Source organism: Sphingomonas sp. NBWT7, assembly GCF_014217605.1.
Classification (GTDB): Bacteria; Pseudomonadota; Alphaproteobacteria; order Sphingomonadales; family Sphingomonadaceae; genus Sphingomonas.
Genome location: NZ_CP043639.1, coordinates 1,835,339 through 1,859,462 on the forward strand (window position 1 = coordinate 1,835,339; position 24,124 = coordinate 1,859,462).

Consider the following 24,124-nt stretch of genomic DNA (forward strand, 5'->3'; position numbering starts at 1 on the left):
CGCTGAACATCGGGCGCAATCGCGCCTGAATCAACTAGCTGAATCGTGCCCGGCCGTTTCGCCGCGCCCGGCCCACGCTTCGGCGCAAGGCGAGTCGTGGGCGCCTGCGGTTAATTTGACTTTAGCATCTCGCGATCACAACGCTCCTGCCTGCGCCGGGGGTGGATCGGCGACCAGTTTTGCGTTTGGGGGCGCTTCTTCTCGCCGTGTTTCTGCGCGAGCAGCCAGGACTTGAGCTTGCCGGGGCCGCCGGTTCGCGTGGCCTTGCCCGGTCGCGCGATTTCGGGCGGGCGATCGTGCCGGTGCGGCAGGTGCCGCTGCACGATCGCATGCGCGGCGCGCTGCACCAGATCGATTGGGTGCCCGATCTCGGCGCGCGGATCGGCAGCGTCACGTGGTGGCGCGGCCTCGCCACTTGCGTCGGGCTGATCGCCACCGTCACGCTGACCAATCCCGGCATCCGCCCGATCCCCGGCTTCGTCGCGACCGGGATGACGGGTGCGGAGCGCGAGGAAGCGCGCACGCTGTCGATCGCCCCGCTCGGCCTCGGCGCCTCGACCGGCCGGCGGATGGCGGCGAACGATCTCGTCCGCCCGCTCGCCGAAACGCCCGAACGCCCGGTGATCGAGCTTACCGCGACGCTCGGCAGCGGCGACAGCTTCGGCGCCGCGCTCCAGCGCGCCGGCGTTGGCCGCGCCGATGCCGCGCGCGCCGCCGATCTCGTCGCGGGCGCGGTCGCGCTGGGCGATCTCCAGCCCGGCACCGTGCTCGATCTCACGCTCGGCCGCCGCCACGATCGCCGCACCGCGCGCCCGCTCGAGCAGCTCGCGTTCCGCGCACGTTTCGATCTCAACCTCGCGCTGCACCGCCAGGAGGGCGGCTTGACGCTCGAGCGGCGCCCGATCGCGATCGATCGCACGCCGCTGCGCATCCAGGGACTGGTCGGCGCCAGCCTCTATCGTTCGGCGCGCGCCGCGGGCGCCTCGGCGAAGCTAGTCGGGGCCTATATCAAGGCGATCGCCGCGCGCACCTCGATCGGCGGCATCGGCGCGAACGACCGGTTCGACATCATCGCCGATCACGCGCGCGCCGCGACCGGCGAAGTGCAGATTGGCCAGCTGCAATATGCCGGGCTCGATCAAGGATCGAAGAAGCTCCGCCTCGTGCGCTGGGAAGACGGCGATGGCAACGGCGGGCAGTTCTGGGACGCCAACGGCCAGGTCAAGCGCAGCGGCTTCATGGGCATGCCCGTGTCGGGTCGCGTCTCGTCGACCTTCGGGATGCGCCGCCATCCGCTGCTCGGCTTCCTGCGCATGCACAAGGGGCTCGATCTCGCCGCGCCCAGCGGCACGCCGATCTACGCCCCGATCGACGGGCGCGTCGCGATGGCGGGCCGCAACCGCGGTTATGGCAATTTCATTAAGCTCGATCACGGCAGCGGCGTCGCCAGCGGCTACGGCCATCTCAGCCGCTTCGCCGTCTCGTCTGGGCAGCGCGTGCAGCGCGGCCAGATCATCGGCTACGTCGGGTCGACCGGTCTGTCGACCGGCCCGCACCTCCACTGGGAAGTGTGGAAAAACGGCGTCAACGTGAACCCACGCTCGATCTCGCTGTCGAGCGTAGCGACGCTGTCGGGCGAGAAGCTGCGCGCGTTCAAGGCCAAGGTCGCGAGCCTGCTGGGCGTCGCCCCCGCGCACTGAACCTGGTTGCGGCGTGCTTCCACGTGCGTCGGACTAGATCGCCTGCCCCGCTGCGACGCCGCTCGCCCACGCCCACTGGAAGTTGTAGCCGCCGAGCCACCCGGTAACGTCGACCGCCTCGCCGATCACGTACAGCCCCGGCACCTTCTTCGCCGCCATCGTCTGCGATGAGAGTTCGGCCGTCGATACGCCGCCAACCGTCACCTCCGCCTTCGCGAAGCCCTCGCTGCCGCTCGGTGTGAAGCGCCACGCCGCCAGCGTCTGCTCCGCGGCGGCGAGTTTCGCATCGGTCTGGCCGCCCAACTCGCCGGCGAGGTCGAGTTCGTCGGCCAGCGCGTCCGCCAGCCGCTGTGGCAGCGCTCCGGCCAGCACCTTGTTCCCGCCTGCACGTGGGTTGGCACGCTTCGCCGCACGGAGCCAGCCCGCATCCTGATCGGGCACCAGGTCGACGGTCACAGGCTCGCCGTGCCGCCAGTAGGACGATGCCTGCAGCGTCGCCGGACCGGACAGGCCCCGATGGGTGAACAGCATCGCCTCGCGAAATGCCGCCTTGCCCGCGCGCGCGACGACCGGCGTGGCGACGCCCGCCAGCGCGCGGAACCTCTGGTCCTCGCCGCCCAGCGTCAGCGGCACCAACGCCGGCCGCGGCTCGACTACCTTCAGCCCGAACTGCCGCGCCAGATCATAGGCGAAGCCGCTCGCCCCCATCTGCGGGATCGCCGGCCCGCCGGTCGCGATCACCAGCGCCGCGCCGCGATACGTCCGGGCGCCACTCGCGACGGTGAAAAGGCCATCGGCGTGCATCACCGCGCCGGTATCGTTCCCCAGCGCGAACTCGACGCCGCCCCTATCGCATTCCGCCACCAGCATCGCCACGATCTGCCGCGCCGATCCGTCGCAGAACAATTGCCCTAGCGTCTTCTCGTGCCACGCGATGCCGTATCGCTCGACCAGCGCCAGAAAGTCCGCCGGCGTGTAGCGCGCCAGCGCCGATCGCGCGAAATGGGGATTCGCCGACAGGTAGCGCTCGGGCACCGTACCGAGGTTGGTGAAGTTGCACCGCCCCCCGCCCGAAATGAGGATCTTCTTGCCCACCTTCTCCGCGTGATCGATCACCAGCACGCGCCGCCCGCGCTGCCCGGCGATCGCGGCGCACATCAGCCCCGCCGCGCCGCCCCCCAGCACGATCGCGTCGTAAGGGTCGCTTGCCACCGGCTCAGTGCAGCTTGGCGATCGACAGGCCGTCCTTCTTCGCCTGTTCCTTCACCGATTCCTCGCTGCGTGTCAGCGCCTTGGCGATGGCCTTCAGCGCCATTCCCTTCTTCGCCAGCGTGTGCAGCTTCTGGATCTCGTCGGGCCGCCACGGCTGGCGGTGTCTCTCAAAGCGTTCGGCCATGGCGGGGGCTTTAGCGTGCGGCGGCGTCGCCGTCTGCCGCCAATCCGCGCGCCAGCATCGCGGCGATCGTATCGCCGATCGCGTCGATCGCGGGATCGTCGTCCCACACGCCGTAGCGCAGCCCCAGGAACACGTTCATCCCCATGATCGCCCAGGCGTGGACTTCGCCCACGTCGCCGCGCAACTCGCCGCGCGCCGCTGCCGCCTGCAGCCGCTCGGCGATCCGCTCCGCCGTGGTCGAGTAATGAAGGCGGAAGCTCTCCGGATCGACGAACTCCGCCTCGTCGATCACGCGGTAAATTGCCTTGTGCCCGCGCACGAAGTCGAGAAAGCTGACCAGGCCCGCGCGCTCGGCCGCGATCTGATCGGGTGCGGCGCGGATGGCTGGGCCGACATGGTCGCGCACCCGGTCCGACAGGTCGCGCACCAGCGCGCGGAACACCGCGTCCTTCGAATCGAAATAGGTGTAGAAACTGCCAAGCGCGACGCCCGCGCGCTTGGTGATCGTGCTGATCGACGCTTCGTGGAAGCCGCGCTCGCCGAACTCGCCCATCGCCGCGTCGAGGATCGCGCGCTGCGTGCGCCGCCCACGCGCGGTGCGCGGCGCCTTGGGTTCGGGCGGCATCGCCTCGCCATTCGTCGCCTCGCTCACCTAGCCCTCCCATTCCCAAGTTGAAACCTGGTTCAGCTTTCACTATTGGACGCGTCATCGTTTCACAACCCGGCCGAGACCGGGCGGCGTCACAGGGGCGCCGGTTCATCATCGGGGGGGATATCCCATGACTTTCCGCACGTCCGCCATGCGTCGTCTGCCGCTTGCTTCGGCGCTTCTCGCCTCCAGCCTGCTCACCGCGCTGCCGACCTACGCGCAGACCGCCGAGCCCGCGCCCGACACGGCCGAAGCGCTCGCGAACGATGCCGGCGGCGAGATCGTCGTCGTCGCACGTCGGCGCGAGGAGCGGCTGGTCGACGTGCCGATCGCGGTCAGCGCGCTGTCGGCGGAGCAGCTGTCGAAGAGCCAGGCGCTCGACATCTCGGGCATCCAGGGCGCGGTGCCCAACGTGAACCTCGTCCAGGGCCGCGGTACCTCAACCAACGCCAACATCTTCATCCGCGGCATCGGCCAGCCCGATGCGCTGCAGACGTTCGATCCCGCGGTCGGCATCTACGTCGACGGCGTCTACATCAGCCGCATCCAGGGCGCGCTGTTCAACCTGTTCGACGTCGAGCGGATGGAGGTGCTGCGCGGGCCGCAGGGCACGCTCTACGGCAAGAACACGATCGGCGGCGCGGTCAACATCGTCAGCCGCAAGCCCGATCTGAACGACTTCCGCGCCAGCGGCAGCGTCACCTACGGCAGCTACGACCAGTGGCTCGTCAACGGTTATGTCTCCGCGCCGATCGTCACCGATCGCGTCGCGCTGAGCGTCGCCGGCGTCTACGACAAGCGCGACGGCCTCGTCACCGATCCGGTCACCGGCCGCAAGTTCAACGATCGCGACACGCTGGCCGGCCGCGCGATCCTGCGCTTCCAGGCGACCGACGATCTCGATTTCAGCCTCGCGGGCGACTACACCCGGATCCGCACCGCGCCGACGCTCGGCCAGGCGACCGCGCCGCTGATCGCGACCAGCTTCACCACCGGCACGCGCGTGCTCGCACCTGCCTATCCACTCGGCCGCCGCTTCCGCTACGAGGCACGCACTTCATTGGCGCCCGGCCAGGACCAGGACCTCGATCACGCCGGCATCGCGCTCACCGCCAACCTGAACCTCGGCGGCGGCTTCACGCTCACCTCGATCAGCGCCTTTCGCGACCTGAATTCGGATGCCTTCATCGATATCGATGCGACGGAGTTCGAGCTCGGTGACGTCTTCGTCGGCGTGCGGCAGCAGCAGTTCAGCCAAGAGCTGCAGCTGAAATACGCCGGCGATCGCGTCAACGGCGTATTCGGCCTCTACTATCTGCGCGAGGACGTGACGTCGCATCAGGAGGCCTATGCCGACAGCCTGTTCGAACTGACGCCGGCCGTCCCCTTCACCTTCACCCGCTTCATCGACGACGATCAGCGGCTCGACAGCTACGCCGCCTACGGCCAGCTGACCTACGATCTGACCGACCAATTCTCGGTCACCGGCGGGCTGCGCTACACCAAGGAGACGAAGCGCTACGATCGCTTCACACGCACCGTCTCGACGCTGCCCGCGCTCAACAACATCACCTTCGCCTTCCCGGGCAATCTGCCCGCGCCGCTCAACGCGGATAACGAGGTGTCGTTCGATGCCTGGACGCCGTCCGCCACGCTGTCGTTCAAGCCGACGCGCGATACATTGCTCTACGCGTCCGCATCGCGCGGCTTCAAATCGGGCGGGTTCAACGGCCGCGTCAACTCGCTCAACGACGTGACGGAGGTGGTGAACGGCCAGCCCGTCATTCGTCCCTTTTTTAAGCCTGAAACGGTGTGGACGTACGAAACCGGCGCGAAGGGCAATTTCCTCGGCGGGCGCGTCAGCCTGTCGGGCGCCGCCTTCTACTCCGACTACCGCAATTTCCAGGCGCGCGTCGGCGCGGGCAACAACACCGGCACCAGCGGCGGCGCGCTGCCCGTGCTCAATGCCGGCAAGCTGCGCATCTGGGGGATCGAGAGCGAGATCGCGGTGCGCCCGGTGCCCGAATGGGCGATCCGTTCGAGCTTTGGCTACCTCAACGCCAAGTATCGCGAGTTCGACGACGCGCGGCGCGCGCCGGCCGCCAGCTTCTCATGCAACCCCACCGGCCAGGCGATCGTCTGCAAACCCGCCTTTGCGCCGCCGATCACCTTCAGCCTCGCGTCGGACTATGCGATCCCGCTCGGCACCGCGGGCAGCCTGACGGTCGGCGGCGACATGCGCTTCGTCGACAAGCAATTCCTGTCGGTCGACAACCGCCCCGGCCTGTCGGAAAACGGCTACACGCTGTTCAACGCCTTCGTGCAATATGACGCGCCGGGCGGCCGCTACTATCTGCGTGGCGGCGTGAAGAACCTGACCAAGGAATTGTACAAGACCGACGGGCAGGAATTCTCCAGCGTCGGTAATATCCAGACGGTCTATTACGGCGACCCACGCACCTGGAACGTAACCGCCGGCTTCCGGTTCTGATGGCCGAAGGCGCCGCGCTGCGCCGCGGCGCCGGTGCCCGCCACGCGGGCATCGGCCGTCACGGCCGGCGACGGCGAAGTCGATCGTCCGACGACGGCTTTGCCGTCGTTGCCGCCGTCACGACGCTCATCCAATCAGCAGCCGCCGCGATATAATCCGAAAGCAACCATCCTATTCAGCACCCGCCGACCCGCCTCACCGCTCGCGCGTCGCGGCGAATGTCACCTTGGCATAGCGGTCGGCAATATACCCCACTTCCCACGCGCTCTTGGCGAGGAACACCGGATTGCCGTCGCGATCCTTCGCCAGCGCGCCACGGTTGAGGTCCATGAAGTCCTTCAGCGCCGCCGCGTCGTCCGACGAGATCCAGCGCGCGGTATCGTACGGCGACGGCTCCAGATTGGCGCCGACCTTATATTCCGCCTCCAGCCGCGACAGCAGTACCTCGAGCTGAAGCTGCCCGACCACGCCGATGATCCAGTTCGATCCGATTTCGGGATAGAATACCTGGATCACGCCCTCCTCGGACAGATCGTCGAGCGCCTTGCGCAGCTGCTTGGTCTTGGTCGGGTCCTTCAGCGCGACACGACGCAGGATTTCGGGCGCGAAGTTCGGCAGGCCGGTGATCCGCACCCCCGGCTTCTCGCTCAGCGTGTCGCCGACGCGCAGCGTGCCGTGGTTGGGAATACCGATGATATCCCCCGGAAACGCCTCGTCGGCGATCTCGCGATCCTGCGCGAAGAACAGGATCGGCGAATGCACCGCGATCGGCTTGCCATGGCCGGTCGGCGTCAGTTTCATGCCGCGCTTGAACGTGCCCGAGCACAGCCGCATGAACGCGATCCGGTCACGGTGCTGCGGGTCCATGTTGGCCTGCACCTTGAAGACGAAGCCGGTGACGTCCTTCTCGTCCGGCTGCACCGGCGCGGGCTCCGCCGGCTGCGGGCGCGGCGGCGGCGCGAAGTCGGCCAGCGCGGCGATCAGCTCGGCCGGGCCGAAATCCTTCAGCGCCGATCCGAAGTAGACCGGCGTCAAGTCCCCGGCGCGATACGCCTCCGCATCGAACGGCGCATAGCCCGCCTGCGCCAGCTCGATCTCCTCGGCCACCTCCGCCGGCAGCTCGGGCGCCTCCTCGGTGCGCCCCTGGAACGTCCGGCTGTCGCCATCGGGGCGGCTGATGCGATTGGTCTTGAGATCCAGCACGCCCTCGAACGTGCCCCCCATGCCGACCGGCCAGCTCATCGGGCACACGTCGAGCGCAAGCACATCGGCGATCTCGTCGAGCAGCTCGAACACCGGCCGCCCCTCACGGTCGACCTTGTTGACGAAGGTGATGATCGGCACGTTCCGCAGGCGGCAGACCTCGAACAGCTTGCGCGTCTGCGCCTCGATGCCGCGCGCCGCGTCGATCACCATCACCGCCGAATCGACCGCGGTCAGCGTGCGGTACGTGTCCTCGCTGAAATCCTCGTGCCCCGGCGTATCGAGCAGGTTGAAGAACACGCCGTCCTTCTCGAACGTCATGACGGAGGACGTGACGGAGATGCCGCGCTGCTGCTCGATCTTCATCCAGTCCGATCGCGCGCGCCGGTTCTGGCCCCGCGCCTTGACCTCGCCCGCCAGATGGATCGCGCCGCCGACGTACAGCAGCTTCTCGGTCAGCGTCGTCTTGCCGGCGTCAGGGTGCGAGATGATCGCGAAGGTACGGCGGGGGGATGGCATGTCAGGTCTCGAATAGAAGGACGTACACAAAGATCCGTTCGTGCTGAGGATGCCTTGCGCCAGTCGAAATGCCGTCTCAAAGCACAGCGGGTGCGCTTCGGGACGAGGCTTCGACTGCGCTCAGCCCCTCCTCAGGGTGAACGGACGTGGATTAGGCGCGCGGCGTCGCACGTCCGGCGATATAGTCGCTCACTGCGCCAAAGGTAGCGTCGAGCGTGACGAACGCCTCCTCGCGCTCGAACAGGTCGCCGACGCGCGACGGCAGGTTCGGGCTCACCCCCGTCGCACGCTCGACCGCCTCGGGGAATTTCGCCGGATGCGCGGTCGCCAGCGTCACCATCGGCGCGGTGACACCTGCCTGACGCGCGGCGGCAAGCGCGATCGCGGTGTGCGGATCGATCACCTCGCCAGCATGTTCGCACGCCCAGCGCATCGCCATCGCCATGCCATCGGCGTCGATGCTGGCGCTCGTCAGTAGCCCCGCCGCGCCCTCGTGCTGCGCGTTGGTCAGCCGCATCGCCTTCGACGTCTCGAACCCGCCCATCTGCCCCGCCAGCGCCACGCCGTCGCACCCACCCAGGTCGAACAGCAGCCGCTCGAAATTGCTCGATACCTGGATGTCCATCGACGGCGTCGCGGTCGGCACCACACTCGCCGAGGAATAATCGCCGTTCGACAGCGCGCGGTGCAGGATGTCGTTGACGTTGGTGGCGACGATCAGCCTGGCGATCGGCAGCCCCATCTTGGCCGCGACATAGCCCGCAAAGACGTCGCCGAAATTGCCCGTCGGCACGCTGAACGTGATCGCGCGCTCGGGCGCGCCGAGCCGCACCGCGGCGTAGAAATAATAGACCACCTGCGCCATCAGCCGCGCCCAGTTGATCGAATTGACCGCGCTCAGCCGGAACCGCCCTGCGAAGCCGCGATCGTTGAACATCGCCTTCACCAGCGCCTGCGCGGTATCGAAATCGCCGCGGATCGCGATGTTGTGGACGTTGGGCGCCTGCACCGTCGTCATCTGACGTCGCTGCACCTCGCTCACCCGGCCGGCAGGATGCAGCATGAAGATGTCGATTCCCGCGCGTCCGGCGACCGCATCGATCGCCGCCGATCCGGTATCTCCGCTCGTCGCGCCGACGATCGTCAGCGGTGCGCCATCGTCATCCTTCAGGAATCGTTCGAACAGCAGCCCAAGCAGCTGCAGCGCCACGTCCTTGAACGCCAGCGTCGGGCCGTGGAACAGCTCGAGCACCCACTGGTCGTGATCGAGCTGTCGCAGCGGCGTCACCGCGGCGTGCGCGAAGCGGCCATAAGCCTGTTCGCACAGCGCGCGCAGTTCCTCGTGCGACAGCGCGTCGCCGACGAACGGCGCCATCACCGCCACCGCCGTGTCGACGTACGACAGCCCCGCCATGCCGGCGATCGCGTTGCGGCTCAGCGTCGGCCAGTGCTCGGGCACGTAGAGCCCGCCGTCGGACGCGAGCCCGGCGAGCGTCGCACCGCGAAAGTCGAGCGTCGGGGCGGTCCCGCGGGTACTGATGTAGCGCATGGACCCGCCGGTTAGCCGCCCAGCCGGTCGAGAACAACCGTAGCTCGTCTATCCCGCCACCGAACGCCGGTTTGCCGCCTCAGGGCTCCCGGCGCGCGCGCGATCGGTGACGCAGCGCCACGAAGTACACCACCGCCGCCACTGCAGCGAAGAAGAACCACTGGCCGGCATAGGCGAGGTGATTGTTCGGCACGAGGCCGACGTCGGGCCGCGTGTTCGCCGAAAGGTCACCGATCGGGCGGTCGGCAACCAGCAGCATCTGCTGCGGGACGCGCCGGATCAGCCGCAGCCCGAGCGGCGTTGCATCGGGCGCGTGGCTGATCCAGCCGCTCACCGCCCCGCCCGGCCAGCTTACCATGCGCATCGGATCGCGCGTCGTTCCCAGCTGCACCTTGAAGATCGGCGCGCTGGGCGCCGAACGGCAGTCGGCGATCAGGCGATATCCTGCGCCCCCTGCCCCCGCCCGGCCGATCCCGACCACCTCGCGGCACATCGCAGCGCTGCGCCGGAACAGCAGCGAATCGTCGGGCGCCAGCGGAAAGGCAACCGGTGGCCGCCTCGGATTCGCCGCCAGCTGCGCGAGTTGAGCCTCCTTCTCGGGCAAGCGGATCAGCAACTGCCACAGCCCGAGCGCGATCATCAGCGCGATCGCCAGCGCGACGATCAGCGACGCCACGATCGGCACCCGCCGTCCCCCCCGCCGCGCCCCGTCCATCACCGATCCCGTCATGATCTCACCCGTCGCCCGCCTGCCCCAAACAGCAAGGGCGCGGTCCCTGCGGAACCGCGCCCTCGCCATGTTCATCGATGGTGCCGGTCAGCCGCCGTGGACCGGTGCACCCCAGCCGCCCCAGATGTAGATCGAGACGAACAAGAACAGCCACACCACGTCGACGAAGTGCCAGTACCACGCCGCCGCCTCGAACCCGAAGTGCTGCCTGGGCGTGAACTCGCCCTTGTAGGCGCGGATCAGGCAGACGATCAGGAAGATCGTGCCGATGACGACGTGGAAGCCGTGGAAGCCCGTCGCCATGAAGAACGACGCGCCGTAGTTGATGCCCTTGAACGGGAACGGCGCGTGCATGTACTCGTACGCCTGGATCGCGCTGAAGATCAGGCCGAGCACGATCGTCAGCCACAGTCCCTTCAGCACGCTGTCGCGCTCGCCCACGCCCAGCAGACCCCACGCGCCGCGCTTCTCGCCGCCGCGTTGGTTGTGGATCAGCCCATGGTGAGCCCAGGTGACGGTGGTGCCCGACAGCAGCAGGATCAGCGTGTTGAGCAGCGGCAGCTCGAACGCGTTGATGACTTCCAACCCCTTGGGCGGCCACTGCGCAATGATCGCCGCCGCGTCGCTGCTGCGCTCCACCGCGCCGTCCACGAAGGCGATCGCGTCGGGGAACAGCGCGAAATCGAAATATGCCCAGAACCAGCCGACGAAGAACATCACTTCGGACGCGATGAACAGGATCATGCCGTAGCGGAAGTGCAGCTGCACCACCGGCGTGTGATCGCCGGCATGCGCTTCCTTGATCACGTTGCGCCACCAGCTGTACGCGGAGAACAGCACCGCGAAGAGGCCCGCGAAGAACAGGATCCCGCCGCCGTTCGGCTTGCCGACGTGGCCGCCGTGCATCCACATGATGCCGCCCGCCGCCATCGCCAGCGCCGAAAAGGCGCTGATCATCGGCCAGGGATCGGGGGGCAGGATATGATATTGGTGGTTCTTGGCGCCGGCCATCTGGCTTTCCCTGTCAGTACGCTGTTGCGACCCGCTTAGCTCGGCGTCTTGCCGGAATCCACCGGGTAAAACGTGTAGCTGAGCGTGATCGTGTCGATGTCGCGCGCGTCGGGATCGTCGCGGATCTTGGGATCGACGAAATAGATCACCGGCATGCGCACCGTCTCACCCGGCTTCAGCGTCTGCTGGGTGAAGCAGAAACATTCGATCTTGGTAAAATATTTGCCCGCCTGGTCGGGGGTGACGTTGAACGTCGCCGTGCCCGTCACCGGCTGCGCCGCGCGGTTGGTCGCGGTGAAGAACGCCATCGTGCGCGCGCCGATCGCCACCGTCTGGCTGGCCTGTTCAGGGGCGAAGCGCCACGGCAGCCGGGTGTTGGTGTTGGCGTCGAAATCGACGCGAATCTCACCGCCGACCGCGCCGGGCGCCACCAGCCCGCGCTGCGTCGTGCCGTTGAGCCCGGTCACCTGGCAGAACAGGCGGTACAAAGGCACGCTGGCGAAGGCGAGGCCGGTCATGAAGCAAATGCCCAGCACCGCGAGCGCCGCCGTGCGCGCCTTGCCGGAGAAAACGCGGATCATCCGACCGTCACGCCCTGCTGGATCTTCACCAGCGAGATCGCGAACACCAGGATCACGAACGCCCCCAGCAGCAGCGCCATCACGATCGAGCGCCCTTTCTGGCGCCGCCGGATCAGCTCTTCCTGCGTCAGCCTGTCATCGTCTTGCATCATGCCATCCACCGATCGACGACGAGCGCGCCGAACACCACGAAGAGATAGAGGATCGAGAATTTGAAGAGGCCCTTTTCGGGCAGCATCGCATCGTCCGCGCCGGTCGTGCGCGCCGCGACGCGCACCGCCAGCAGCGCGAACCACGCCGTCATCGCCAGCGATACGACGCCGTAGATCGCACCTGTCAGACCTAGCGGCCACGGCGCGATCGCGACGAACGCCATCGGGATCGTGTACAAGCCGATCTGCCGCCGCGTCACCCGCTCGCCCGCCACCACCGGCAGCATCGGCACGCCGGCGTTGGCGTAGTCGGTCTCGACGAACAGGGCGAGCGCCCAGAAATGCGGGGGCGTCCACAGGAACACGAGCATGAACAGGAGCAGCGGCAGCAGCGCCACCTGCCCCGTCGCCGCGGCCCAGCCGATCAGCGGCGGAAAGGCACCCGCCGCGCCGCCGATGACGATATTCTGCGGTGTCCGCCGCTTGAGCCACACGGTATAGACGAGGACGTAGAACAGGATCGAGATCGCCAGGATCGCCGCGGCGGCATAGTTCAGCGCCAGCCCCATCAGGATCACGGAAAAGGCGCTGAGCCCCACGCCGAAGTGGAGCGCCGCCTGCCGATCCATCCGCCCCGCGGGCAGCGGCCGCTGCGCGGTGCGCTTCATCACCGCGTCGATATCCGCCTCATACCATTGGTTGAGCGCGCCCGCCGCGCCGGCGCCCAGCGCGATGCACAGGATCGCGGTGAAGCCAAGCACCGGGTGGATCGGCACGGGCGCCGCCAGCATGCCGCACAGCCCGGTGAAGACGACGAGCGTCATCACGCGCGGCTTGGTCAGCGCCAGGAAATCGCGCCAGTCGGCCGGCGGTAGCAGGGGGGCGGTCGGTGTCATCGGTTCGGGACGCGCCATACGCCGATGCGTCGCGAGGGGAAAGGGCGTCGCGCCGCTCGATGCCGGCACCGCTTCGGCTCACCTATACTGGTGCGGCACGCAGCAGCGGGGCGCGAGCCAGCTACCCCCCGCGCCGATACCAACCCGTCCGTGATGGCGAGACGCCGTCGATTCTCAGCCGTGCAGCACGTGATCCCGGTCACGCACCGTACGGGCGCTGTTCGCCGGATGCGCCGCATCCTCGTAACCGAAGGCGATGCCGAACAGCAGCTTCTGATCCTCACCGACGCCGAGCTCGCGGTGCACGATCTCGGCATGGTGGCTCAACGCCCCCTGCGCGCACGACGCCAGCCCGTTGGCGGCCAGCGCCAGCATGAACGATTGTGCGTACATTCCGCAGTCCGCCGCCTCGCGCATCCCCGCCCACGCCGGGATGAACAGGAACATCGCGTGCGGCGCGTCGAAGAAGCGGAAGTTGCGCAGGAACGATTCGGTCCGCGCCGGCACGTCGTCGCGCGCCACGTTGGTCGCCGCGAACAGCGACTTGGCGGCATCGATCTGCCGCCCGCGATAATGGCCGGGATAGGCGCCGGTCAGCGGAAAATCGGGCGTCATCTTGGTGCCGCTCTTGGCCGCATCGTGCAGCGCCGTGCGCATCCGCTCCGCCGCCTCGCCCGACACGACGTGCGCCGTCCACGGCTGGACGTTGCAGTTCGACGGGGCGAGCTGCGCCATGTCCATCACCCGCTCGAGGAGATCGGCCGGCACCCGATTGGGCTTGAACCCGCGCACCGAACGCCGCTCGCGCAGCAGATCGTAGAGCACATCACTGTCGTCGCGGTCCGTCCGATCGATTGTCGCCGTCGCCTGCATGCCTCGTCCTTTCTTTTCTCTATCGAGAATGTTTTTCTTCCACGCGAATAAACCTTGCCTCATCCCTACGACGAAGTCACCATCGCCGCAAAATCAATGAGGAGAGGGCCATGTACGATCTGGTCATTCGCGGCGGCACGATCGTCGACGGTTCGGGCGGTACGCCCTATGTCGGCGACGTCGCGATCAAGAGCGACCGTATCGCCGCGATCGGCAGCGTCGACGGCCCCGCCGCGCGCGAGATCGATGCCACCGGCAAGCTCGTCACCCCCGGCTGGGTCGATATCCACACGCATTACGACGGCCAGATCACCTGGGCCTCGCGGATGGACCCCTCGTCGACGCTCGGTGCCACCACCGTCGTCGTCGGCAATTGCGGCGTCGGCTTCGCGCCCGTCCGCCCGCAGGATCACGACACGCTGATCCGCCTGATGGAGGGGGTGGAGGACATCCCCGGCGCCGCGCTTCACGAAGGGCTGTCGTGGCAGTGGGAGAGCTTCGGCGAGTATATGGACGCGATCGACAAGCTGCCGCACGATATCGACGTCGCCGTCCAGGTGCCGCACGGCGCGCTGCGCGTCTACGTGATGGGCCAGCGCGGCGCAGACCGCGATCCCGCGACGCCGCAAGAAAACGAGGAAATGCGCCGGCTGACGGCCGAGGCGCTGCGCGACGGCGCGCTCGGCTTCTCCACCACGCGCACGATGGTCCACCGCACCGCCGACGGCGATCTCACCCCCACCGTCCGCGCCGCGCGCGAGGAGATGGAGGCGATCGCGCGCGGCATCGCCGATGCCGGCACCGGCGTGCTGCAATGGGTGTCCGATTTCCAGGAGATGGACGAGGAATTCAGCCTGGTGCGCGACCTGACGAAGATCTCGGGCCAGCCCTTGAGCTTCTCGATGGTTCAGGCCGATGTCGTCCCCAACCAGTGGCGCCAACTGACCGAGCGACTCGATGCCTCGGTCGCGGAGGGGTATTCGCTCAAGGCGCAGATCGCCGGCCGCCCGGTCGGGCTGATGCTCGGCCTGCAGGGTTCGGTCCACCCCTTCATCAGCCGCCCGAGCTATCGCGAGATCGCCGACCTGCCGCTCGAGGAGAAGGTCGCCCGGATGCGCGACCCCGAATATCGCGCCCGGCTGATCGCCGAGATGCCCGAGAAGGACCACCCCTTCGTCAACTCGGTCGCCGGCGCGCAACACAAGATGTTCCGCATCACCGATCGCGTCGATTACGAGCCCGATCCCTCGACCAGCCTCGCCGCCGAGGCCGAGCGGCAGGGCGTTCACCCCGACGAACTCGTCTATGATGCGCTGCTCGAGGACGACGGCCGCGCCTTTCTGTTCTTCCCGATGCACAATTACGTCGAGGGCAATCTCGACAACGTCCACGCGATGATCACCAACCCGAATACGCTTTCCGGCCTGTCGGACGGCGGCGCGCATGTGGGCGCGATTTGCGACGTCAGCCTGCCGACCTTCATGCTGACCCACTGGTGCCGTGATCGCACCCGCGGGCCGCTGCTGGGTCTCGCCGAAACGGTGAAGCAGCAGACGCTCGACACCGCCAGGGCGGTCGGGCTCGACGATCGCGGGCTGCTCGCGCCGGGCTATCTCGCCGACGTCAACGTGATCGATTTCGACGCGCTCGAACTCGGCAAGCCGTACATGGTCTATGATCTGCCCACCGGCGCGCGCCGCCTGATGCAGAAGGCAACGGGCTATCTCGCGACGATCAAGTCGGGCCAGGTGATCTACCGCAACGGCGAGCCGACCGACGCGCTACCCGGCAAGCTCATCCGCGGCCGCCAACCCGCCCCCGCCGCTGCTGCCGAGCGCGCCGCGGTCGCTGCCTGACATGCCGCCGCTGATCATCGAAGCGGCGCTGAACGGCGCGACGCCAAAGGCGCGCAACCCCAACGTTCCCGTGTCGCCCGAGGAAATCACGGCGCAGGCGCTCGCCGCGATGGAGGCGGGCGCCGCGATCGTCCACACGCATATCGAGCGGATGGACATGACCGGCGATGCCGCGGCCGACCGCTACATGGAAGGCTATGGGCCCGTCCTGGAGCAGCGTCCCGACGCGATCCTGTGGGGCACCGTCGCCACCGGCCCCGACGTCGAGGCGCGGTTCGGCCACTATCGCGGGCTCGCGCGCGCCGGCGTCCGGATGGGCGCGTTCGATCCCGGCTCGGTCAATCTCGGCACGCATGGCCCCGATGGCCTTCCCGGCGCGTCGGTGCTCTACGCCACCACCTATCGCGACATCGCCTGGCTCGCCGACCTGCACGATCAGGAGAAGCTCGCCCCTGCGATCGCGATCTACGAGCCCGGCTGGCTGCGCACTACGCTTGCCTATCACCGCGCCGGCAAGCTTCCCGCGGGCGCGTTCGTGAAGCTCTATTTCGGCGGCCGCTACAACTTCCTCGATGGCAAGCGAAGCGACGTCACCTTCGGCCTGCCGCCGTCGGAAAAGGCGCTCGACGCCTATCTCGAGTTGCTTGAAGGCGCCGACCTGCCCTGGGCGGTGGCCGCGATCGGCGACTGCGTCGTCGAGACTGGCCTTGCGAAGCTCGCGATCGAACGCGGCGGCCACGTCCGCGTCGGGCTGGAGGATTGGGGCGGCGAGCGCCAGCCGAACAATCTCGATCTCATTGCGCAGGTCGTCGATCTGGCGAACGCCGCCGGCCGTCCGATCGCGACGCCAGCGCAAGCCGCCGCGCTGCTGAAGCTTCCGCGGTGAGCGCGGCCGCGCCGAGCGCGCTGCTCGACGCCGCCGATCGCGGCGCGGGCAACGTCACGCATCTCGCCAAGCCGGTCGGCGCGGTGATCGCGGCGGTCGCCATCCTGCGCTGCCTCGGCCGCCACCGCGCCGCGCTTCGGCTGTCCGATATCGTGCGCGAGGAGCGTCTCAATACCTCGACCGCGCTCAACATCCTGCGCACGCTCGAGCACGAACGGCTCGTCGCCTTTGATCGCGAGACCAAGCGCTACACGCTCGCGCGCGGCCTCGCTGATCTCGCCGCGCCGCTCGTCGGCGACGACGATCCGGTGCGCCGCGCCGCCCCCGCGATGGCCGCCGCCGCGCAGGAACTGCACGCCACGATCGGGCTGTGGCGCCGCGTCGGCGACGCGGTCGAACTGATCCACGTCGCCGATTCGTCCGCGACGATCCGCGTCGCCTTCACCATCGGTCGCCGCCTGCCGATGCTGCTCGGCGCGATGGGCCGTCTTGTCGCGGCGCGCGGCGATCTCGACGGCGATGCCCTCAGGGAGGGGTTCGACGCCGTCCCCTGGGCGATCGCACCCGATTACGCCGCCTGGCTGGGCGAGGTCGCCACCGCGCGGCGCAGCGGCGTCGGGATCGATCGCGGCCACGTCAACGCCGGCATTCTCGGCGTTGCCGTGCCGGTCGAGCGCGACGGCCCGCTCGTCCACGTCCTCGCCGCCGCAATGTTCGACGCCGGCCCGCACCCCGACGAAGCGGTGATCGTCGATCGCCTGCAGACCGTCGCCGCCGTGGCCGACGGCCGGTGATGCTCGGCTCGCCGCCTATCCTTCCGCCCACCCCACCTCCTTTCGTACCGCACACCCTACCGCCGTTCGTGCTGAGGAGGTGCTGAGCCAAAGGCGAAGTGCCGTCTCGAAGCATCGTTTCAAGACACAAGCCCTTCGAGACGAGGCTTCGACAAGCTCAGCGCCTCCTGAGGGCGAACGATTAGATAACCAAAGACACAGGAGAGAGCCCCCATGTACGACCTGCTCGTCAAGAACGGCACCATCGTCGACGGTACCGGCGCGCCACGCTTCCGCGGCGACGTCGGCGTCGCGGACGGCAAGATCGTCGAGGTCGGCGCGGTCTCCGGCACCGCGCGCGAGACGATCGACGCCGACGGCTGCGTCGTCACGCCCGGCTTCGTCGATATCCATACGCACTACGACGGCCAGGTATCGTGGGACAGCGTGCTCGCCCCCTCGTCGATCAACGGCGTCACCTCGGCGGCAATGGGCAATTGCGGCGTCGGCTTCGCGCCCGCACGTGCCGACAAGCACGATTGGCTGATCCAATTGCTCGAAGGCGTCGAGGACATTCCCGGCACCGCGCTCGCCGAGGGGCTGACGTGGGATTGGGAAAGCTTCCCCGACTATCTCGATGCGCTTGGCCAGCGTGAATATGCCATCGATCTCGGCGCGCACATGCCGCACGCGGCGCTCCGCGCCTATGTCATGGGCGATCGCGGCGGCGACCATATGGAACGCCCGACGACGGGTGAGGTCGACCGCATGGCGCGGCTGACGGCGGAAGCGATGGAGGCCGGCGCGCTCGGCTTCTCCACCTCGCGCACGCACGCGCACCGCAGCCGCGACGGGCTAAACATCGGCACGCTGACGGCGGAGGATCCCGAACTGCTCGGCATCGCCGCCGCGCTGCGCCAGACGGGCAAGGGCGTGATCCAGCTCATCTCCGACGCGTATCTCACCGCCGACGACGCCTTCGCCACCGCCGAGCTCCAGCTGATCCGCCGCCTCGCCGAAACCAGCGGCCGCCGCGTCTCCTTCACCGTGCAGCAGACCGACGACGCGCCCGACCGCTGGAAGAGCATCTACCGCGAGATCGACCAGATGGTGGCGGACGGGCTGCCCGTCAGCGCGCAGGTCGCGCCGCGCCCGATCGGCGCGATCCTCTCCTTCGCCTCCACCACCAATCCGTTCGTCGTTTCGGGCACCTATCGCCGCATCGCGGCGCAGGCGGCGAGCGTCGACGACCGCCTGCGCGCGCTCGCCGATCCCCAGGTGCGCGCCGAAATCCTCGCCGAACACGCCGCCTTCCACGCCAGCGAAGGGTTCATCGCGCTGATCACGCGCGGCTATTCGCGCATGTTCCGGATGACCGATCCGGTCGATTACGAACCGCACGAGAGCCAGTCGATCGCTGCCGAGGCGGCGCGCGCCGGCGTCGATCCCGCGGCCTATGTCTACGACGCGCTGATGGAGGAAGGCGGGCGTCGGCTGCTCTACATGCCCCTGATCAACTACGCGAACGGCAACCTCGACGACGTCCACGGCATGATGACGGGCGATCACGTGCTCTACGGCCTGTCGGACGGCGGCGCGCACTGCGGCACGATCTGCGACGGCAGCTTTCCGACCACCACGGTCGCGCTCTGGTCGCGCGGCAACAAGGCCGGGCTGTCGACACCGCTCGAGCGGCTCGTCCACGGCTATACGCAGAAGAATGCAGCGCATGTCGGGTGGTACGATCGCGGCGTGCTGGCGCCGGGCTATCTCGCCGATCTCAACGTCATCGCGCTCGACGATCTCGCGCTCGCTCCGCCCGAGATCGTGCAGGATCTGCCCGCCGGCGGCACGCGCCTGCTCCAGCAGCCGCGCGGCTATCGCTGGACGGTGAAGTCGGGCGTGCCGACGTTCGAGCGCGGCCAGTGGACCGGCCGCACGCCCGGCCGCCTGCTGCGCGGCGCGCAACCGCTCGCCTGATCACGGCGATGGGGCGGCGTCTTCCCAAACGCCGCCCTGCCCGCGCCGACCTTCCGGGGCCGATCCGGCGCTAGTCCTGTTAGCCTTCCCCTAACGTTGCCCGCATAAGGCAGGCACCATGCACAGCGCCGCCTGGATCCTGCTCCTGCTGCCGGCCGCGATCTTCGCGGGCTATCCCGCGCTGATCCTCGCCGCCGCCGCGCTGCGCCCGCCCCGCCCCCGCCCGCCCGCCGCGCCGCCGCCGTCGATCACGATCCTGATCGGCGCGCACAACGAGGCCGCGACGATCGGCGCGAAGCTCGCCTCGATCACCGCCGCGCTCGCCGCCTGGCCGGGGCTCGCCGAGGTGATCGTCGCCGACGACGGCTCGACCGACGATACCGCGCAGATCGCCGAAGCCGCCGGCGCGCACGTCATTCGCGCGCCGCGCGGCGGCAAGGCGGCGGCGCTCAACCGCGCCGTCCCGCACGCACGCGGCGACGTGATTGTGATGACCGACGCCGATCCGTTGTTCGACGAAGGCACGCTACCGGCGCTCCTTGCCCCCTTCGCCGATCCGCACGTCGGCGCGGTCGCCGGCCATGTCGCGACGATCGGCAAGACCGGCCGCTTCGCAGGCGCCGATCGCTGGTTCCGCGCCTATGAATCCGCGCTGCGCGCCGCGGAGGATCGGCTGTTCGGCTGCGTCTCCGCCGATGGCGGGCTTTACGCGATCCGCCGCGCCCTCGTGCCGCTCGTCCCGTCGGACGTCACCGACGATTTCCACATCAGCACCGCCGCGGTCGCGGCGGGCTATCGCATCGCCTTCGCCGCCGACGCGCGCGTCTGGGAACACAGCATCGGCGGCGGGCGTCAGCAGTTCCGCCGCCGCGTACGCATCACCGTGCGCGGGCTCACCGCGCTGTGGCGTCGCCGCGCGCTGATGAACCCGTGGCGTACCGGCTGGTACGCGCCCGCGCTCGTCCTTCACAAGGTCGGCCGTCGGCTCACGCCGCTGTGCCTCGTGCCGCTGTGGCTGATCGCGCTGTGGCTCGGGCTTCACGGATCGGCGTGGTGGGCGCTCGTCGCTGCCGGGCTGAGCGGCGCCGCCGCGATCGCGATCGCCGGCGCATTAGGCGTCCGGCTGCGCGGCCCGCTGCGGCTCGTTTATGGTGCGATGCTGCACCTCGCCGGGCTCGCGCTCGGCACATTGCTGTTCGTCGGCGGGCGTCGCTACGCGCAGTGGACGCCGCAGAAACAGGCATGACGCGCGCGCGCCTGCTCCTTGCCCCGCCGGTCCTCCTCACCGCCGCGCTCGCACTCGCGACCGGGCCGGCGGTGGAGCGCGGCGGCGACGATTTCGAGCGCGGTCTGCGGTTCGATCGCCGCCCCTGGGCGCTCGCGCAGCAGGTCAACGGCAGTGTCCGCCTCGCGGCCGCGCCTGATCGCGCCGGCCGCGCGCTGCTCGCCGCCGCCGGGCCGAAGCGCGGCAGCACCGTCGCCAAGGCCGATCTTGTCGCACGCGTCGCGCTGATGCCACCAGGCACGCGGCTCGAGATCGCCTTCGATTTCCGCGCGCCGGCGACGACACCGCTCGATTCGCTCCAGCTCGTCGACGTCGAGTGCGCGACCTGCGGCGAGGGTGGCAATCCCGGCATCCGTCTCTATCTGCGGCGCGGCCGATTGCGTGTCGATCGATCGAAGATCGGCATCCGCCACGCCTGGACGCGTGACGACGCGCCGACGCTGCGTCCGGACCGCTGGCATCGCATCACTTGGCAACTACTGCTCGCCCCCGACGATCGCGGCGCGACGCGGGTTCTGCTCGACGGACGCGAGGTGCTCGCCGCACGGGGCGCGACGCTTGACGCGCTGCCGCGGCTCGGCGCCGATCGCATTCAGATCGGCATCACCGCCAATTCGAACTCGGTCCCCGCCAGCGCGTGGTTCGACAACATCGCCGCTGCCATCCGCCGCTGACACGCGGCGTCAGTGCGCCCCGTCGCCCCGCTTCACCGCGCTGATCGTCTTCACGATCAGCCCCAGGTCCTGCTTCGCCGACAGCGATCGGATGTAGCGCACGTCGAGCTCGGCGCGCTCGTCGAAATCGATGTTGGCGCGCCCCGATACCTGCCACAGCCCGGTCAGCCCGGGCTTCACCGCCAGCCGCGGCAGATGCCCCATGCGATACGTCGTCGCATCGAACGACGTCGGCCGCGGCCCCACCAGCGCCATATCGCCGCGCACGACGTTCCACAGGTTCGGCAGCTCGTCGATGCTGGTCTTGCGCAGCAGCCGTCCGATGCGCGTCACGCGCGGATCGTCGGTCAGCTTGAAATCGGGCGAATCGTCGCCGTGGATGTTGTGCGCGCGCAGCTTCACCTTCAGCGCCTCCGCATCGGTCACCATCGTGCGAAACTTGTACAGGCGGAAGCGGCGGCCGAGATATCCCGTGCGGCTCTGGATGAACAATATTGGCCCGCCGTCGTGCAGCTTGATCGCGATCGCCACCGCGATCATCACCGGCGACAGGACGATCAGCGCACCCAGCGCCAGCACCCCGTCCACCACCGGCTTCAGCCGCCGCACGTAGAGCCCGCGCCGCACCTCGAGATGCAGCGGCACGCCGCGCATGTCGCATTCGAACCGCACACGGCGCGCCATGTCCTTGCGCCGTTCGGGGCGCAGCGTCGGCGACAGGGCGGTGTCGGTCATGCGGAATTGGACCCGTAACTCGGCAAGGCGCTCGGCCTCTGCCGGTTTCGCGTCGTGATTGCGCGGGAAAAGATGGTTAAGGAACATCGCTCAGGCGAAATCGTCGCCGAAACGGCGGCGTAGTGCGAAAACGATGCGCCTGGTCATGTGCATCGGCGCCAACACCAGATACCAATAATGGTTCCCCTGCATCAGCCGTACTGCGGCGCGCAGGTACAGACCCTCGACCGCCAGCCAGCGCACGCCGATTGCGCGATCGTCGACGTGGATCCGCGACAGGACGTCGGCTGGCTCATCGGCGGCGTTGCGCCCCTTGCCCCCCGTCGTCGCGCGATAGCCGAGTTGTCGCGCGATCGCCCGTGCCTCGCCGCAGGTCTTGTTCTCCGGCCAGCAGAAGATTTGCGGAGGGCTTCCAAGCTGCCCGACGAAGGCGTCGCGGCAGCGCGCGAGATCGCGTTCGATCCGCGTTTCGAACGCGGCAGGCGCCTCGCGCGCGCCGTCGATCCACGCGCGCTCGGCCAGCGCCAGCCCCGATGCCGGGATCGCGCTGCCCAACGGCACCGCCACTGGCGTCTCCAGCCGGAACCAGTCGTGCTTCGGCCCTGGTGTCGCGCGCCACTGCATCCACGCGTTGCGCCGCCAGTTGCCGGCGTCGAGCGTGCCGACCACCGCGTCGGATGTCGGCACGCGCGCATGGTCGACACCGTGCGGCTCGATCTCGAACCCCGCACCATGAAGATCGCGCAGCTCGCGCCACCGCATGTATCCCGCCTCCTCGCCGTCGAACCGTATCGTGTCCTCCAGCGCGATGAAGTCGAGAGATGGAAAGAAGGTCGCGGTCATCACGTAGCGCTCGAGCAGCGGCCGCGCGTGGCGGTAATTGTCGAGGTAGCCGTCATCGAAGTGCAGCACCACCGGACGTCTCGGCAGGGATTCTCCGGCCGCGCGTCGCGCCACCAAGTCGCGTGTCGCCATCACCGTCGCGCCCATCCGCCGCAGCGTGTCGAGATGGCGCGCGAACGTGTCGGGATGCACCGCGATATCGCGTGACCACGGCAGCCAGCCAGGCGCCGGGCTGACCGAGTGATAGGTCAAGATCGCAACGCCCGGCGGCGCGATCATCGCGCGATGTCCGGCCGCGAGCCCGATCAGTACCGCAACCACCGCGCCGATCGCGCCTGCACTGCCCGGCAGTAGCATCACCGCTGCCGCCGCGAGCGCGATGCCGGCCGCCACGCTCGCCGCCCAGCGTATGACGCGCCGCCGCCGTTCCGCCTTGCGCGTCATGCCTTGCGCGCCCGAAGCCGATCGCGCCACCTTTTGGCACGCGCGCGCAGCCCATCGCGCGCATGGAGCACCCATCCGCGCCAGTCGGCGGCATAGACGGTGACGCGATACAGCGTATCGCACTGGTCGGCGAAGCGCAGCTTGTACTCGGCCGGCGACATGCCGTTGCCCATCTTGTCGTACCAGTCGATCGCGGGATCGTCGCAGCACTGCCGGATATGCTCGGCCGCCAGCACATAGCCGACCGACAGGTCGGCGTAGCGCTCGTCATAGCCGACCTTGAGCAGGAACAAGCGTCGCCCGCCGACCACGCCGAACTCGAACGCCGCCAGCCGCTCGCCATCCCACAGCAGCGCGATCCGCAGCACCCCCGCCGCGGCGGCGCGCTGGACCAGCGCGGTGTAGAACGATCGTTCGGCGGGATTGTCGGCGATCGCCGTCCCGCCGCGCCCCTTCCAGCCCGATCGCTCTACCGCCAGCATCGCGTCGAACAACCCAGACGGCACGGGATCGTCGGTGCGGAACTCGCGCCGCATGCGGTGGTCACACAGCGCCTCGCGCCCGTCGCGGCGCAGCCGCTGGCGGATGCGCTTGCTGCGCGCGGCGAACCATGCGTCGTAGCCGACACGGCAATCGACCACCGGCGACACGGCGTGCGGCGCGATCCGTGCGCGCGACCAGCGCGCCGCCGCGGTAAGCAGCACGGCATCGTCGCGCAGATAATCGAAGCGCACGCTCGCCGCCCCGCTCTCCGCCAGCAGCCGCTCCGCCAGATCTTCGGCGATCGCGATGCCGGGAGGCGCGTCATAATGCGCGCTGTGCGGGTTGGTCGCGCCGCGCAGCCCGGCGAAGCCGAACGGTCCGATCGGCTCGCGCTCGGCGATCATCGGCAGGTCGT

At 68.8% G+C, this 24,124-nt stretch carries 22 protein-coding genes; 8 read left to right on the forward strand and 14 right to left on the reverse strand.

Annotation, left to right across the window (positions count from 1 at the left end; all coding sequences use genetic code 11):
• The first annotated feature begins 185 nt into the window (after positions 1-185).
• The gene (locus tag F1C10_RS09135) at positions 186-1,700 is read left to right on the forward strand and encodes a M23 family metallopeptidase (protein ID WP_258042813.1); all 1,515 of its coding nucleotides are present in this window, start codon (positions 186-188) and stop codon (positions 1,698-1,700) included.
• A 33-nt stretch (positions 1,701-1,733) separates the two neighbouring features.
• Here the strand turns inward: F1C10_RS09135 and F1C10_RS09140 are convergent, their stop codons facing one another.
• Genes F1C10_RS09140 through F1C10_RS09150 form a run of 3 tightly spaced genes read right to left on the reverse strand, consistent with a single transcriptional unit; the run spans position 1,734 to position 3,721 of the window.
• Positions 1,734-2,858: an NAD(P)/FAD-dependent oxidoreductase gene (locus F1C10_RS09140; RefSeq protein WP_258043151.1), complete on the reverse strand. Its 1,125-nt coding sequence runs from the start codon at positions 2,856-2,858 to the stop codon at positions 1,734-1,736.
• A 58-nt stretch (positions 2,859-2,916) separates the two neighbouring features.
• Complete coding sequence (locus F1C10_RS09145; protein ID WP_066778880.1) at positions 2,917-3,096, reverse strand: hypothetical protein; 180 nt, start codon at positions 3,094-3,096, stop codon at positions 2,917-2,919.
• Between the two features lie 10 nt (positions 3,097-3,106).
• A complete protein-coding gene (locus F1C10_RS09150) occupies positions 3,107-3,721 on the reverse strand; it encodes a TetR/AcrR family transcriptional regulator (RefSeq protein WP_185210162.1) in 615 nt (204 codons plus the stop codon).
• 154 nt (positions 3,722-3,875) lie between these two features.
• On the opposite strand from F1C10_RS09150, the gene F1C10_RS09155 reads away from it, so the two are divergent.
• Positions 3,876-6,236: a TonB-dependent receptor gene (locus F1C10_RS09155; protein WP_258042814.1), complete on the forward strand. Its 2,361-nt coding sequence runs from the start codon at positions 3,876-3,878 to the stop codon at positions 6,234-6,236.
• A 195-nt stretch (positions 6,237-6,431) separates the two neighbouring features.
• Here F1C10_RS09155 and F1C10_RS09160 read toward each other — a convergent pair whose 3' ends face one another.
• From F1C10_RS09160 to F1C10_RS09195, 8 genes are all read right to left on the reverse strand, one after another.
• Entirely contained in the window at positions 6,432-7,958 is a 1,527-nt protein-coding gene (locus tag F1C10_RS09160; RefSeq protein ID WP_185205592.1) for a peptide chain release factor 3, read from the reverse strand.
• Positions 7,959-8,109: 151 nt separating this feature from the next.
• Positions 8,110-9,507, reverse strand: a complete 1,398-nt coding sequence (thrC, locus tag F1C10_RS09165) for a threonine synthase (protein WP_185205594.1) — start codon at positions 9,505-9,507, stop codon at positions 8,110-8,112.
• A 79-nt stretch (positions 9,508-9,586) separates the two neighbouring features.
• Positions 9,587-10,237, reverse strand: a complete 651-nt coding sequence (locus F1C10_RS09170) for an SURF1 family cytochrome oxidase biogenesis protein (RefSeq protein WP_258042815.1) — start codon at positions 10,235-10,237, stop codon at positions 9,587-9,589.
• 87 nt (positions 10,238-10,324) lie between these two features.
• The gene (locus tag F1C10_RS09175; RefSeq protein ID WP_185205596.1) at positions 10,325-11,248 is read right to left on the reverse strand and encodes a cytochrome c oxidase subunit 3; all 924 of its coding nucleotides are present in this window, start codon (positions 11,246-11,248) and stop codon (positions 10,325-10,327) included.
• A 35-nt stretch (positions 11,249-11,283) separates the two neighbouring features.
• The gene (locus tag F1C10_RS09180) at positions 11,284-11,829 is read right to left on the reverse strand and encodes a cytochrome c oxidase assembly protein (RefSeq protein WP_085808789.1); all 546 of its coding nucleotides are present in this window, start codon (positions 11,827-11,829) and stop codon (positions 11,284-11,286) included.
• Positions 11,826-11,978, reverse strand: coding sequence for a hypothetical protein (locus F1C10_RS09185; protein WP_219729820.1), 153 nt, complete (start codon positions 11,976-11,978; stop codon positions 11,826-11,828). The genes F1C10_RS09180 and F1C10_RS09185 overlap by 4 nt, the downstream gene beginning before the upstream one ends.
• A complete protein-coding gene (locus F1C10_RS09190) occupies positions 11,978-12,895 on the reverse strand; it encodes a heme o synthase (protein WP_374939346.1) in 918 nt (305 codons plus the stop codon). The genes F1C10_RS09185 and F1C10_RS09190 overlap by 1 nt, the downstream gene beginning before the upstream one ends.
• 156 nt (positions 12,896-13,051) lie before the next feature.
• Complete coding sequence (locus F1C10_RS09195) at positions 13,052-13,750, reverse strand: nitroreductase (RefSeq protein ID WP_185205598.1); 699 nt, start codon at positions 13,748-13,750, stop codon at positions 13,052-13,054.
• Between the two features lie 110 nt (positions 13,751-13,860).
• On the opposite strand from F1C10_RS09195, the gene F1C10_RS09200 reads away from it, so the two are divergent.
• From F1C10_RS09200 to F1C10_RS09225, 6 genes are all read left to right on the forward strand, one after another.
• Positions 13,861-15,606: an amidohydrolase family protein gene (locus F1C10_RS09200; protein ID WP_185205600.1), complete on the forward strand. Its 1,746-nt coding sequence runs from the start codon at positions 13,861-13,863 to the stop codon at positions 15,604-15,606.
• Between the two features lies 1 nt (position 15,607).
• Positions 15,608-16,492: a 3-keto-5-aminohexanoate cleavage protein gene (locus F1C10_RS09205; RefSeq protein WP_185205601.1), complete on the forward strand. Its 885-nt coding sequence runs from the start codon at positions 15,608-15,610 to the stop codon at positions 16,490-16,492.
• Entirely contained in the window at positions 16,489-17,286 is a 798-nt protein-coding gene (locus tag F1C10_RS09210) for an IclR family transcriptional regulator (protein ID WP_185205603.1), read from the forward strand. The genes F1C10_RS09205 and F1C10_RS09210 overlap by 4 nt, the downstream gene beginning before the upstream one ends.
• 213 nt (positions 17,287-17,499) lie before the next feature.
• Positions 17,500-19,245 (forward strand): amidohydrolase family protein, encoded by a 1,746-nt coding sequence (locus F1C10_RS09215; RefSeq protein WP_185205605.1) that lies wholly within the window; start codon positions 17,500-17,502, stop codon positions 19,243-19,245.
• Between the two features lie 118 nt (positions 19,246-19,363).
• Positions 19,364-20,491: a glycosyltransferase gene (locus tag F1C10_RS09220; RefSeq protein ID WP_185205607.1), complete on the forward strand. Its 1,128-nt coding sequence runs from the start codon at positions 19,364-19,366 to the stop codon at positions 20,489-20,491.
• Positions 20,488-21,204 carry a heparin lyase I family protein gene (locus F1C10_RS09225; protein ID WP_185205609.1) on the forward strand — a complete coding sequence of 239 codons (717 nt, stop codon included), beginning with the start codon at positions 20,488-20,490 and terminating at the stop codon, positions 21,202-21,204. The genes F1C10_RS09220 and F1C10_RS09225 overlap by 4 nt, the downstream gene beginning before the upstream one ends.
• 9 nt (positions 21,205-21,213) lie before the next feature.
• Here F1C10_RS09225 and F1C10_RS09230 read toward each other — a convergent pair whose 3' ends face one another.
• The 3 genes from F1C10_RS09230 to F1C10_RS09240 form a co-directional block, all read right to left on the reverse strand.
• Complete coding sequence (locus F1C10_RS09230) at positions 21,214-21,939, reverse strand: sugar transferase (protein ID WP_185205611.1); 726 nt, start codon at positions 21,937-21,939, stop codon at positions 21,214-21,216.
• 90 nt (positions 21,940-22,029) lie between these two features.
• Positions 22,030-23,226, reverse strand: coding sequence for a polysaccharide deacetylase family protein (locus F1C10_RS09235; protein WP_185205613.1), 1,197 nt, complete (start codon positions 23,224-23,226; stop codon positions 22,030-22,032).
• Positions 23,223-24,113 carry a GNAT family N-acetyltransferase gene (locus F1C10_RS09240; RefSeq protein ID WP_185205615.1) on the reverse strand — a complete coding sequence of 297 codons (891 nt, stop codon included), beginning with the start codon at positions 24,111-24,113 and terminating at the stop codon, positions 23,223-23,225. The genes F1C10_RS09235 and F1C10_RS09240 overlap by 4 nt, the downstream gene beginning before the upstream one ends.
• Positions 24,114-24,124 lie beyond the last annotated feature (11 nt).